Source organism: Dokdonella sp. (assembly GCF_051958935.1).
Classification (GTDB): domain Bacteria; phylum Pseudomonadota; class Gammaproteobacteria; order Xanthomonadales; family Rhodanobacteraceae; genus Dokdonella_A.
Map to the genome: position 1 here is coordinate 1 of NZ_JBQCFP010000157.1, position 12,281 is coordinate 12,281.

Here is a 12,281-nt window from a genome sequence, read left to right on the forward strand (position 1 = left end):
CTGCAACTGGAAGCGCCGGGTGCCGTGCCCGGGCCCGAGGCAGAGATGGTGTCCTACCAGCCGACGCCGGCGCGCCATGTGTTCGATCTTCTTTCACGCACGACGCTCGGCACGGACGACGTGCTGGTCGACCTCGGCTCGGGTCTCGGCCACGTGCCGCTGCTGGCGGGCCTGTGCAGCGACGCCCGCGCGATCGGCATCGAGCTGCAGGCAGCGTACGTCGAGAGAGCGCGCGCGGCGGCCGCGTCGCTGCGGCTCGCACGGGTTGCCTTCATCGAACAGGACGCACGCGCGGCGGACTTCTCGGTTGGAACGGTGTTCTACCTCTACACGCCGTTCAGCGGCTCGATCCTGCGCGAGGTACTCGATGCCTTGCGTGTCCAATCGCTGCGGCGCCCGATCCGCATCTGCAGCTATGGGCCGTGCACGCTGGAGCTCGCGCGCGAGACCTGGCTGACCGCGGCGCACGCCATCGACGCGGGGCGCGTCGCGGTGTTCAGCGCATGACCGGTAGCAGCCTCAGCGGAGTTCGATGCCGGGATACCAGCCGCTCGCCGCAAGGAATGCGTGGGCGTCCGTCATCGCGAAGGTCGCGTGCAGCGCTTCGCGCTTGTCGCGCGCATGCTGGTAATACGCCTTGACGATACGGTAGCCGACCCAGTAACCGAGGTCGGCGGGTCGATCGGCCTTGCTGTTGTAGAGCCAATCGGTGAGATCGGTCTTGTCGACGTCGGCGGCGAAGGCGGTTTCGACCGCCTTCTCGCGTCCGGCCGTTATTGCCGCGAGATAGTCGTACGACACGTGGCCGGCGATGAGCTCGGCGACGAATTCCGCTGCGCCTTCCGCGAGCGAGCCCTCGAGCACCGTCGGATGCTCCTTCTCGGCCAGCGCGGGAGCCTGCTGGGTGTGCGCGTATTCGTGCGCGATGACGGTGACGAAACGTTCTTCGACGTCGGGATTGAGCCAGTCGGTCGCGCACAGCGCTTCGAGGCCGATCTGCACGCCCGTGGCCGGGCTGCCGATGCCGACTGGCTTGCCGCGACCGATCGCGATCGTAACCGGCGGCAGGCGCGAGGCCGGATGGAGTTCGGCGAGCTTCGCGATCGCGCTTTCGAGCCGCTCGCGCACGCGCGGCAGCACGGCCATGCAGCGCTTCGCATCCGCGTAGATCGCCGGGCGCTTCGCGAGCGTCCCGGCAATGCGTGCGCCCGTCACGTCGCGCTGCCTGGCGAGCTCGTGCAGCCCTACTGACCCCACGTCGAGATATTCGTGCTGCAACTGATCCGCGCTCGGATGCCCGCCGGCGGCGTCATACACGCGGTAGAAGAGCGCGACATCGTCGGTGCGGACCACGGCGTGTTGCGTATTGCTCGCCGAGGCGGGCAGCGATGCCGTGACGGCGAGTGCGAGGATTATCGCGCAAGGACGCAGGTTCATGGCGGCGGTATCTGCACGGGAGTGCAGACGCTATACCGGGCATGCGCCCATGTGCATGTGACCGAGGTAACACATCGCGCACGCATGAAGCAGCCCGCATGCGGCGCGCTGAATCGGAAACGAACCGGCGCGAGGGACTGCAGATGGCGTTCATGCGCGGCCTGCTATCTGGCGAGTCGCTGCGGTGGCGCAGCCTGTGGAATCGAACTGGGAGCACGACATGGGCGACGACAAGATCCAGGGCGAGGGCGATTACGCGTCGGCGCGCCGGTACCAGGAGGAGACCGAACGCTTCGTCAAGGAACATACGAAGGATGGAGAAACGATCCGCGGTGATGCCGATGAGGCGACCGACGAACTGACGCCCGCGGAGCGGGAAGCACGATCGCACGCTCGCAGCGGCGACGCACGCGACGCCGAAGTGATGCGCAAGCTCGGCGACCAGCCGCCTGGCGCGAAGCGATAGACGGGCGCATCTAAACCCTCGCCATCCGTCGCGCATCCAAGCGCGACGGAAGCGAGCGGATCGAGGTCCGGCGCGCGACACGCCGTGACCGTGCGCACGCGCGGGCGCGCTTGCGACGCGATCATCGCTCCCTACGGCTGCGCGCAGTGCGCCCGTAACCCCGATCGGAGCGATGGGCATGAAGAAGACGTGGACGATGTTCGGCGCGGCGATGGCGGCCGCGACCTGCGGCAGCGCGTGGGCGGGAGTGGATCTCTCCGTGCTCGATGCATCGATGGCGGGGCCGCGCGCGCAGGTGCTCGTGCTCGGCAGCGTGCACCTTTCGGGCATGGAGAAGGATGCCGGCGCGATGGAACCGCTGCTCGAGCGGCTCGCCGCATTCAAGCCGGACGTCATCACGATCGAGAACATCGCGGGCGAGGGATGCGACCTGCTCGCGCGCTATCCGGACGTGTATCCGCCCGACAACATCGCGCCCTACTGCACGGACAACAGTGCGGCCAGGCAGGCGACCGGGCTCGACGTGCCGGCGGCGACCGCGGCCGCGAACAAGGCGCTCGCGCAATGGCCGGCGCAGCCGACGCCGGCGCAGCGGCGCCACCTCGCCGCGCTGTTCATCGCCGCGGGCGACCCGTCTTCGGCCGTGGTGCAGTGGCTGCAGCTGCCGCAGGCGGAGCAGCATGCGGGCGACGGGCTCGACGACGCGCTCGTCGCCATCCTCGTCAAGCGCGGGGCGCGCAACACCGCGAGCGACCGGGTCGCCGCTCGGCTTGCCGCACGCCTCGGCCTGCAACGCGTGTACCCGATCGACGACCATACCGGCGACAACGTGACCGTCGCCGACGAGGAGGCCTATGGCGCTGCGATTCAGAAGGCATGGGAGGCGGGAAGGCCGAAGGCGAAGGCGATCCGCGAGCGCGAGCAAGCGCTCCAGAAGAGCGGCGACATGCTCGCATTGTATCGCTACATCAATAGACCCGAGGTGCTGCGCATCGCGATCGATGCGGACTTCGGCGCCGCGATGCGCGATCCGTCGCCGCAGCACTACGGCCAGCTCTACGTCGCCGGCTGGGAAACGCGCAACCTGCGCATGGTTTCCAACATCCGCGCCGCGTTCCGCGAACGTCCCGGCGCGCGCGTGCTGTCGGTCGTCGGCAGCTCGCACAAGCCGTGGTTCGACGACCTGCTCGCGCGCATGCAGGGCATCGATGTCGTCGACGTCGGCAGGGTACTTGGCGATCGCTGAGGGGAGTTTCCCTCAGCGCGCGTCGCTGCGGGGTTCATCACATTTGTACTCGGTGGCAAAGGCGAACCTCGTCATGCCGCGACGCGCAGTCGCGGCATCGAGGAGGTTCATCATGAGCACAAGCAACACGTCCGGCGCGTGGCAGCGCATCGCCGTTTTCGAGATCGACGCGGACGCGCCGATCGTCGACGACCTGCGCGGCAATGCGCCGGACTCGCGCCATCTCGTCATCCCGGCGCGCGAGTCGCCGCCGGGCCTGCGCTGGTACGAGATCTACGTCGACTTCGGCATCGGCGAGGTGCTGGCGATCCGGCTCGCCCAGGCGCAGGTGCAGGCGGTGCAGCGGTGGGCGACGGCGGGGTTGATGCCCGGTTTTCGCCTCGTCAGCGGCCACGAGTGGCTCACGGCGGACGGCACGCGACCGCGGCCCGATTGGCGCCTGGATCGCGTCTCCGGGGCGCGCGATCTCAACTAGCAGGATGTTGAGAAAGGCGCTATGCAGCGCTTTTTCAACCCAGTGCGTCCGGCACATGTCCAGACTCGCTTCCGCGATTCAACGACGTGCGTCGTCGACTCGCGAGCGATTCCATCCCGGATCGCGTCCGCAGGCTGTTTTCAACAGCCTGCCAGGTAGTCGCGGGGACGCCGCGGCCGATAGCCTGACCTCAGCGGAGTCGATCCGCGCGATCGGCAAGGCCATGTTCGCGCAGCATCGCGTCGATGCGTTGCTGCGCGTGCCTGCGGTCCTCGCTGGACCGGGTCGAGCCGAGGATGTCGGCCGCGCGCGTGCGGAATTCGGCGAGCGCTTGCGAGCCACCGCAGGAATCGACGAGGCCGGGCAGGTCGGCCGCGAGCTGGTCGAGGTTGCCGTCGAGTTGGGCGCGTGAGAGCTGCATGCGACCACCGTACTCGCCATGACCTGCTCGGCGCTGAATGGGATGACCCCTGCCTTCAGCATGCCCGCGATTCGGGCGATATAGTGCGGCCCCATGCACATCATCCCGCTCGTTCGCCACGGCGTCCTTGCATCCGCGCTGCTCGGCTTGGCCGCAGGCGCGTCCATCGACCGCGCGCGCGCTGCGGAATCCGCTTCCGCAGGCACCACCTTCTGGGTCGGCTGTTACCGGCTCAATTTCGAGGGCGACGCGTCGAAGACGCGCGACGTGCGCCTTACCGACGTGGAAGTACCCGCGCGCCCGGGCAGCTATGCGGTCGAATCGCTGCCGAGCCCGGACGCCGATCTCGCGAGCAGCTGGCGCCCGACGGGTGCGTCGTCGATCCGCATCGGCATGAGCAACGGCCGCACTGGCTGGTCGGCGGAACTCAAGGCCGCCGACGACGCATTCGTCGGGCCGTCGAACTGGGTCGACGATACCGGCCACAGCGGCGCCGGCTACCTCGTCACGGCGAAGAGCATTCCGTGCGACGGGGCCGGCGCGGCCAAACCGTGAAAGCGCGCGAGAGCGCTACCGGAACAGCAGTACCAGCAGGATGATGAGCAGCAGCAGGCCGCCTCCGCTCGGGTAATAACCCCAGCCGGAGCTGTACGGCCAAACCGGCAGCGCGCCGAGGATGAGGAGGAGCAACAGGACCAGCAGGATCGTGCGCAGCATGGGCGTTCCTCTGTGGGTTGGGCGACGCGCAGCGTGCCGCCCTTCACCTATATGAACGCGGAATGCCGAAGGAGGCGCGCGGCGTCCGTTCAGGCGGGATCACGGGTTCACCTCGGCGGCAAGCGATCGAGGAACGGCGCCGATTTCTTCCCTGCATGTCTCATTCGGGCGCGCTTGGTCGTTCTTCGCGGGCACACCGGGGAGATCCACACATGCCGCACGCCGCGCGTCCTCTGTCCTTGCTGTCCGTCTTCGTCGTCCTGCTCGGCGCGTCCAGCGCATCGGCGCAATACGTGTTCGTAGGTCCGGCGAGTGATCCCGACTGCGACTACCCGACGATCCAGGCCGCGCTCGATGCGTGGGCGGCATCGCCGAGTACCGACTTCCTCAGCATCTACGTCACCAGTGCGCAGGCCTACACGGCGACCGCGATCACGATACCCACGCCGGTGGCGAGCGCGGGTGTCGCGCTCAGCGGTGGCATGCCGTCGTGCCACTTGCAGGGTGCGAGCGGGCACGTCGTACTCGACGGCGCCGGCAACGGTGGCGTGCCCGTGATCGACGTGGACGGCGCGGTCGCGGGTGACGGGCATCGTTTCGAAGTGACGATCGGCCCGCTGGAGATCACCGGCGGCAACCATGCCGGCAACGGCGGCGGCGTGCGCGTGCGCGGCAATGTCGTGGTCACGCTGTTCGAGGCCGACGTGCACGACAACACCGCGACCAATGGTGGCGGCGTCAGCGTCGAGGCGACGGCCGCGGGTGCACCGCAACTCATCCTCGTCGGCAACCAGGCGCCGGCTGCGATGCGCGACAACACGGCGACGCAGGACGGTGGCGGGATCTACTGCATGGACGCGTCGGTGTACTGCGACCGCTACTGCGGCCTGGCTGGCAACCAGGCCGGCGGCCGCGGTGGCGGCATCGCGCAGCAGGCGTGCGCCACCGCGCTCTATCCGTCGCCATCGATGGTGATCGATCCGGAAGTCGGCATCCGCTCGAACGTCGCGGTCGGCGATGGTGGCGGCGTGTGGGCGTCGGGTGGCTACTTCAACATCGGCGCGCACACGCCGCTGAAGCCGGTGCCCGTGTCCGGCAACAGCGCGGGTGGCAGTGGCGGCGGGCTCTATCTCACCGGCGTCGGCGCGGGGTCGTCGCTGTCGCTGCGTGGCGTGCATTTCGACGACAACAGCGCCGATGGCGACGGCGGCGCGCTGTACGCGGACACAAGCCTCATCATGGTGGACGCGCCGATCGTCGCCGGCTGCGGTGGCGCGTTCGACGGCTGCCCGCGTTTCAGCGGCAACCATGCGGGCGGTTCCGGTGGCGCGCTCGCGCTCTACGGCGATGCGAGCCTGCTCGCCTGGAACCTCGTGTTCGCGAACAACGATGCCGCGCATGCAAGCGTGCTGCAGATCGGCGCGGCGCCGGCGGCGGTGACGCTCATCGACACGCACGTCGCCGGCAACCATGGTGCGCCCGAGTTGCTGCGGTCCTCCGGCGCCCAGGTCGACCTGCGCTACGTGACGATCGCCGACGAAGGCGGCGATGACGACGCGCTGATCCGCTTCGATGCCGCGGGAGTATTCGCTGCGGCCAACAGCATCCTGTGGGACGACAATGGCGCGGCGAGCGGCGTCGTGCTCGCGGCCCCCGCCGGATCGACCTTCAACGTGGACTGCGTGCTCGTGCACGAGGACAGTGCATTGGGCGGCCAGCCGGGCGTGACGGACCTCGTCGTGGCCGATCCCGCGTGGGATATGAGCGGTGCGTGGCCCGCCGGAATGTACGTACCCGGCGCGGACTCGCCCGTCGTCGATGCCTGCGGCGCCGGCCCCGGCAACATCGCCGACCTCATCGGCACCACGCGTCCCCAGGACCTGCCCAAGGCGGATGCGGCCGGCGCGTACGACATGGGTGCGATCGAGCGACGGCCCGATGTCGTGTTCGCCGATGGATTCGAACTGCCGTGAGCGGGCTTCGTCGAAACGGCCGGTGTCGGTTACTCGCCGTTGTCGAAACCGTCGACGAAGATCGGTCCGACGCTGTTGAGTCCGGTGATGCGCCAACCCGCCAGCTCGAAATCCGCACCGACGCGATGCTCGCCGAAGCCGACGAGGACGTCACCGTCATCGCTCGCCGCGAGAACCTCCCAGAGGTGCCAGTCGGCAAGGTCGAGGCCCTCCGCCTGCAGGTATCCGGCGAGCTTTATCGTGCCCGTCGATGCGGAGCCGATGCTCGCATCCTGGAGGGACATGAAGAGCGAGCCGTAGATGTGCGTTGCGTCGGCGTCGATCGCGCGTGCATTGCCGGGACTGGTCGCGCCCCAGTCGGCTGACGGCAGCTCCGCCAAGCCCGTCGATGCCGACCAGCGGAACTGCCGCGGGCGGATGCCGACCCCTAGGCTGCCGCGCCGACCGACGATCACCGAGCCGTCGGCGCTGGTCGCATTCGCTTCTGCCCACGCGTCGTCGGCCAGCCCCGGGGAGATGTTCTGCATGCCGTCCTGCGCGGTCCAGCGAAATGCATAGTGGCCGGACCTTCCGACGACGACGGTTCCATCGCGGCTGATCGCGTTGGCGCTGCCTTGCGTGGCGCCGTCGATTGCGCCGAGGCTGCGCATGCCATCGATGGCATCCCAGATCCACGGCGTCGAGCCACTCGGGTCCGTCGCGACACCGACGACGATGCTGCCGTCGGCGCTGACGCCGAGTGCGTCGGTCTGCGTGAAGCCGGGCAGCGCGCCGAGATCCTGCGGCCCGCCGGCTTGGGTCCAGCGAAACGCGTGGGGCGGCGAGGTCAGCGATCCGACGACGACCGAACCGTCCTGGTTGGCCGCGGTCGCGATCCGGCCGCCGGGGATCGCGTGCTCGGTGCCATCCCAGAGGATCGCGCCCGCCGCGTCGGCACCGACGGTGACGTGGCCATTCGCGCTGATGCCGATCGTGGCAGGCGGACTGTCGATCGCGAGCTCCGCGCGAACAGCGCGCGTCGTGCCTCCGGCGGCGGCGATCAGCACGCCCGCAAGCACGTGCCCGATCAAACGGTCCTTAGGATATCCGGACTTCGCTTCGTTCATCGCGCACCTCACGCTCATTGCGCATTGGCCGCGGTCATCATGATGCAGTGACCGCCGCGGCATCGCCGACGGACGTTACTCCGCATGGCCGCCCTGCAAAGAGAATACGCGCGGCAGGACGTGAATCGGGGCCATGCACGGCGAAATGGAGTCGGGAAGGGACGCCCCGCAGATGCAATCACGCCGACGCCGATCGTGGTGCGGCCGGACAGGCTGCCGCGCCGGCGCATCCCGCACCCCGCCCTCAGCCTTCCCTCATCCGCGTATCCGTCGCGATCCAGTTCGTCTCCCAGTGCTGCCCGTCGTCGTCGGAGTAGGACTGTTCGAAGCGGCAGGTGTCGGGCGTCGCACAGGTGATCATGAAGCGCACGAGAATGCTGCGGCCGGCAAGCGTGTCCTGGCCGTGGAACTCGCCGCGACCGTCCTTGAAGCGGCCGAATAACGGTGGCGTGAGTTGCCCGGCATCGCGGCTCGCGTAGTGGATGCTCCACTGCCGCGCGGATGCATCGTAGAGGCGCATGGCGACGCCGGCGATGCGGCCGGAGGGGCCGCTGATGTCGAGTTCGACCGTGTTCGCGCGCCCGTCGAGGAGCTTGCGCACGACGCTCGTGCCGTCGAGGTCGACCCATTGGTCCGATCCGGTCAGCGGACGAAGGCGTCGCGTGACGTGCGTCTTCCACGTGCCGAACTCGAAATCGAAGTCGTGCGAGGCATCCAGCGGCGTCGCCGCTGCGGCCTGCGCCGCCGCTGGAATCGAGATGGCCGATGCAAGCAGGAGGCGGTGCAGGCCAGCGGGAGCATGCATGTCAGGATTCCTCCGATCGGGCAGCCCGCAGTAGGCGACGCCGCGTCGGGTATCGCAAGGACCACTCGGGTGGACGTGGGACGATGCCATTCGCGCCGGGATGCGTTCTTCCCGCGGGAAAGCGCCGCGGCTACGGATGCGGCGGTGCGTGGCCGAAGCTGAGGCTCGAGAACGTCGTCGCGAAATCGGCCTCGGCGCCCGCGGGCAGGGCACGTGTCCAGACGACATTGAGCAACCAGCTCCCGCTCGGCGGCAGGTCGAACGTTGCGCGACCTGCGCTGTCGGTGGTTCGCACCGCGACGGGTTCGGCATCGTCCTCGAGCAGGGTCTGCTTGATGCGTGCGCCGGCGAGTGCGGTGCCGTGGTAGAGCACGCGTACCGGCAACGTCGGCGAGCGGGGCTGCGCGTAAGGGTCGCGTTCCGGCACGATCTCGAGTTCGAGGCCCACGGGGATCATCGCGGCGTCACCTCTCGCAACGGAACCGACCTGCACGAGTGACTTGGCGACGCGGCGATAGATTTCGGAGCCGTCGAGGTCCATGCGCTGCGTGCGGCGGCGCTGTTCGAGTGCCGGAGCGAGGCCTTCGCTGTCGAGGTAATCGTTGAAGCGCAGCGCGGGCAGGCGGCTGTGGGCGCGATCGTCGGTTTCGAGCACGAGCAGCCAGGTGCCTTCCGCATCGAGGCGCAGATCGGCGTCGGCATCCACGCGTCCGGGATGCAGGCGACCGTGCAACCCGTACGAGCGTCCGTCGGGCGCGATCGCGTCGAATCGTTCGATGCGTTGCAGCGGTATCGGCGAACGCTGGCGTGCGGCGCCGTGTCCCACCTGCAAGGTCAGCGGCCATTCGCCGCCGCTCTCGGCGTGGAAGTCGCGCGGCTGCAGCCAGAAGTCGTGCGCAACGGCCTGCGTGCCCGCCGTCGCCAGTACGAGCATGAGTGCATCGGCAATGCGGGAATGCGATCGCATGACAGGGCGCCTATTCGAGATGATCCGGCTGGTCACCCGGCGTGACCGGCAAGGTGTTCAGGCTCGCCACGAGCAGCGCGACCGCGATGAGCCAGCTCGCCAGCACTTTCACGGCGACGCGCGCGCCATGACGAGGGCACCACGAAGCGAGCAGGAGTGCTGCCAGCATCGGTGGCAGCACGAGGGCCTCGGGCCGCATGCCGGCCGTTGCGGCGAGCACGCCTGCGCAGGCCCCACTCGCACTTGCAAGCGCAAGCACCAGGCGGCCCGGCGCGCCGGTCCAATGAATCGCGGCCGCACAGCAGGCGATGGCGATCCAGCACGCGAACGAGGCCCGATCGAGCGGGATCAGCGCCGGCATCGTCGCGACGGTGCTGCCGAGCAAGGCGAACGCGATGAATGCGATCGCGCGCGTGTGCGGCGACGCCTGGGCGATCGCGATGCCGCTCGCAAGGCCGAGCAGCATGAGGGGCAGGACGGCGGCAGTCATGCGAATACTCCATGGAGGAAGGCCATGCCCGCGACCGCGATCGCGGCACCTGCGACGCGCGTCAGCGGGAAACGTCGTACGTAACCGGCGAGTATCGCGAACGCGATGCCACAGGCATGCAGCAATCCGGTTGCGAGCACGAAGCCCGTGCTGTAGCCGACCGGGTCGGCCGCCGACGGCAACTCGCGTCCGTGCGCGTAGCCATGGAACAATGCGAACACGGCGACGATCGCGAGTGCGAGCCAGGCAGGTGCGCGCCATGCGCCGGCGATGCACAGGCCGAGCACGAGCACCGAGGCGGCGATGCCGAGTTCCACCGGTGGCAGTGGCATTGCGCGCATGCCGAGTACGGCGCCAACGACCATCAGCAGCGGAAACACGATCGGCAGCGCGACGACGAGCCGCGCACCGAGGAACGCCCCCCAGAGTCCGACGGCGACCATCGCGAGCAGGTGGTCCACGCCGCCGAGCGGATGGAGTACGCCGGCGACGAACCCGCCCTGCAGTCCCGTCCCGGAGTGCGCCCAGACGGGTGTAGCGACCAGGATGCCGGCTGGGAGCGCCAACGCGTGGGATGCGCGCGTGCGTTTCATCGCGGGTATCCCGCGTTTTCCGGCGCGGCGAGGAATGGGAACACGCTGGATGAATGCTCGTGCTCGTCACGATCGACGCCATCGTCGATGCCGCGCGTCGTGCCGTTCGCGAGCAGGGACCGATAGACATCGATCGCGTCGTACGCCGGCGTGCGGCCACCGCAGTCCCCGGCCGATTCCGCGTGGCCGCCGAGTGCGGCGAGTTCCACCGCGAACGGTTGCGTGCAGCTCGCCGATGTCGTATCGACCCACAGTCGATCGTCGGCGAGCAGTCGGGCGAGCTTGCGATAGCGGTGCGCACCGGCGCGAGGATCGGCGAGGAAGGCGTTGCCGCAGCGGCCGTCGAACGCGTCGTACAGCGCGAGGTTCTTCTCGATCTCCGCGACGAAGCGCCGTGCCGTCGACGGCGAGGCCGCGTTGTACGCTTCCTTGAGGCGATCGGCGACCTCGTCGCTCGCGGTCGTGCCGAGCAGTGCATTGCCGGTGAGCGGACGCCCGGCGCGATCGATGCGGCGCTTGCCATCTGACGTGCTGCTCCAGATCGCGAGCATGCGCCCACCCTTGGCGACGGTCGCGATGTCGATCGAGACGACGAGCGACGCGGGCGTCCATCCGGCGAGCAGGTTCTTCGCAGGACCTCCCTCGGTATGGCGCCATTGGTCGTGGATCTCGCGTACCGTCGTCGCGTCGAACGAAGGGCAGCCCGCCTCGTCGTTCGCCGCGCCGCGGCCGATCGCGGCGATGGCCGCCTGGTAGGCGGCGCGCGTGCCTTTCACGTTGTTGAAGAACGGATCATCACGCAGGCCCGCGAACACGCGAAAGCGCGCATGCCGATCTTCGAGGCCGTCCGGCATCGTGTTGCCGCCGCGTGCCCAGTCGCCGTGGCCGGCGCGGCATTCCATCTCGCCCGGCGTCGCGAGCCGGCATGCGATCGTCGTCGTCGCGGTCGTCCCTCCGAATCGCGGGCCGCTGTCGACGTGGAACTCATAGGTCAAACGATCCGAGAACGCGTGGCCGACGATCGTCATGACCAGCTCGAGCTGGCGGCCGTCGGGCGACGTCCACGCGTAGAGGTCACCGATGTCCGCGCGCGGATCGGTGATCACGGTCGGTGTGTCGAGGTGGTCGGATGCCTGCACGACAGCCGCCCCGAGGAGGAGCAGGACGCCGATCGCGCGGCAGGAAAGGCGGGCGGGATGCATCGTGCGGACCTCGCTGGAAGGAGGTCCGCACTAGACACCGCATCGCAGTGGCGCCGCTGTCGGAATCTTTAGTGAAGCGCCGCTCGACCTGGCGGCACGGCCGCCGTCGATCGCGTGGCGTGATCGGTCATCGGAGGGATGCGTCGCCGAATCCGTCGCCGAAGATGCGGTCACCGTGGACGATCTGCAGCCCGTTCAGCGCGGCGCGCGACGAGCCGGACGCGGCGCCCGGCGCGACGGTAAGCGAGAACGTCGTGCCGGCAACGAAGAACACGGCATGATTGCCGGGGCCGTTGCCGGCCGGGACGTAATGGCCGTCGAAGTCGGTGCCGCTCGCGTCGACGATGTCGATCGCGTGAGGCATGGCGCCGGCCGCTGCGAGC

The 12,281-nt window shown here is 68.9% G+C and carries 16 protein-coding genes; 6 read left to right on the plus strand and 10 right to left on the minus strand.

What is annotated here, in order from left to right; translation table 11 throughout:
• The coding region (locus ACTHK2_RS14980; protein ID WP_440246521.1) for a methyltransferase domain-containing protein at positions 1 to 507 on the plus strand (507 nt) is incomplete at its 5' end.
• 12 nt (positions 508 to 519) lie between these two features.
• On the opposite strand, the gene ACTHK2_RS14985 is transcribed toward ACTHK2_RS14980, so the two are convergent.
• Complete coding sequence (locus ACTHK2_RS14985; protein ID WP_440246522.1) at positions 520 to 1,437, minus strand: DUF2268 domain-containing putative Zn-dependent protease; 918 nt, start codon at positions 1,435 to 1,437, stop codon at positions 520 to 522.
• 220 nt (positions 1,438 to 1,657) lie between these two features.
• Between ACTHK2_RS14985 and ACTHK2_RS14990 the strand changes: the two genes are divergently transcribed.
• The 3 genes from ACTHK2_RS14990 to ACTHK2_RS15000 all read left to right on the plus strand — a co-directional run bounded on the left by ACTHK2_RS14990 (position 1,658) and on the right by ACTHK2_RS15000 (position 3,624).
• A complete protein-coding gene (locus ACTHK2_RS14990) occupies positions 1,658 to 1,903 on the plus strand; it encodes a hypothetical protein (RefSeq protein ID WP_440246523.1) in 246 nt (81 codons plus the stop codon).
• A 178-nt stretch (positions 1,904 to 2,081) separates the two neighbouring features.
• A complete protein-coding gene (locus ACTHK2_RS14995; protein ID WP_440246524.1) occupies positions 2,082 to 3,149 on the plus strand; it encodes a DUF5694 domain-containing protein in 1,068 nt (355 codons plus the stop codon).
• A gap of 112 nt (positions 3,150 to 3,261) precedes the next feature.
• Complete coding sequence (locus ACTHK2_RS15000) at positions 3,262 to 3,624, plus strand: hypothetical protein (RefSeq protein WP_440246525.1); 363 nt, start codon at positions 3,262 to 3,264, stop codon at positions 3,622 to 3,624.
• 190 nt (positions 3,625 to 3,814) lie between these two features.
• On the opposite strand, the gene ACTHK2_RS15005 is transcribed toward ACTHK2_RS15000, so the two are convergent.
• Positions 3,815 to 4,045, minus strand: coding sequence for a hypothetical protein (locus tag ACTHK2_RS15005; RefSeq protein WP_440246526.1), 231 nt, complete (start codon positions 4,043 to 4,045; stop codon positions 3,815 to 3,817).
• Between the two features lie 93 nt (positions 4,046 to 4,138).
• Between ACTHK2_RS15005 and ACTHK2_RS15010 the strand changes: the two genes are divergently transcribed.
• A complete protein-coding gene (locus ACTHK2_RS15010) occupies positions 4,139 to 4,600 on the plus strand; it encodes a hypothetical protein (RefSeq protein WP_440246527.1) in 462 nt (153 codons plus the stop codon).
• Between the two features lie 15 nt (positions 4,601 to 4,615).
• Here the strand turns inward: ACTHK2_RS15010 and ACTHK2_RS15015 are convergent, their stop codons facing one another.
• The gene (locus tag ACTHK2_RS15015; protein ID WP_440246528.1) at positions 4,616 to 4,762 is read right to left on the minus strand and encodes a DUF3309 family protein; all 147 of its coding nucleotides are present in this window, start codon (positions 4,760 to 4,762) and stop codon (positions 4,616 to 4,618) included.
• Positions 4,763 to 4,974: 212 nt separating this feature from the next.
• Here ACTHK2_RS15015 and ACTHK2_RS15020 point away from each other — a divergent pair, with 212 nt between their 5' ends.
• Positions 4,975 to 6,735, plus strand: a complete 1,761-nt coding sequence (locus ACTHK2_RS15020) for a hypothetical protein (protein WP_440246529.1) — start codon at positions 4,975 to 4,977, stop codon at positions 6,733 to 6,735.
• Positions 6,736 to 6,764: 29 nt separating this feature from the next.
• On the opposite strand, the gene ACTHK2_RS15025 is transcribed toward ACTHK2_RS15020, so the two are convergent.
• The 7 genes from ACTHK2_RS15025 to ACTHK2_RS15055 form a co-directional block, all read right to left on the minus strand.
• Positions 6,765 to 7,841 (minus strand): hypothetical protein, encoded by a 1,077-nt coding sequence (locus ACTHK2_RS15025; RefSeq protein ID WP_440246530.1) that lies wholly within the window; start codon positions 7,839 to 7,841, stop codon positions 6,765 to 6,767.
• A 244-nt stretch (positions 7,842 to 8,085) separates the two neighbouring features.
• Complete coding sequence (locus ACTHK2_RS15030; protein ID WP_440246531.1) at positions 8,086 to 8,646, minus strand: hypothetical protein; 561 nt, start codon at positions 8,644 to 8,646, stop codon at positions 8,086 to 8,088.
• A gap of 130 nt (positions 8,647 to 8,776) precedes the next feature.
• Positions 8,777 to 9,613, minus strand: coding sequence for a DUF4198 domain-containing protein (locus tag ACTHK2_RS15035; RefSeq protein WP_440246532.1), 837 nt, complete (start codon positions 9,611 to 9,613; stop codon positions 8,777 to 8,779).
• Positions 9,614 to 9,623: 10 nt separating this feature from the next.
• Positions 9,624 to 10,103, minus strand: a complete 480-nt coding sequence (locus tag ACTHK2_RS15040) for a hypothetical protein (RefSeq protein ID WP_440246533.1) — start codon at positions 10,101 to 10,103, stop codon at positions 9,624 to 9,626.
• Positions 10,100 to 10,696 carry a HupE/UreJ family protein gene (locus ACTHK2_RS15045; RefSeq protein ID WP_440246534.1) on the minus strand — a complete coding sequence of 199 codons (597 nt, stop codon included), beginning with the start codon at positions 10,694 to 10,696 and terminating at the stop codon, positions 10,100 to 10,102. The genes ACTHK2_RS15040 and ACTHK2_RS15045 overlap by 4 nt, the downstream gene beginning before the upstream one ends.
• Complete coding sequence (locus ACTHK2_RS15050) at positions 10,693 to 11,898, minus strand: DUF4331 family protein (protein WP_440246535.1); 1,206 nt, start codon at positions 11,896 to 11,898, stop codon at positions 10,693 to 10,695. The genes ACTHK2_RS15045 and ACTHK2_RS15050 overlap by 4 nt, the downstream gene beginning before the upstream one ends.
• 127 nt (positions 11,899 to 12,025) lie before the next feature.
• On the minus strand, positions 12,026 to 12,281 hold a 256-nt coding region (locus tag ACTHK2_RS15055; RefSeq protein WP_440246536.1), incomplete at its 5' end, for a hypothetical protein.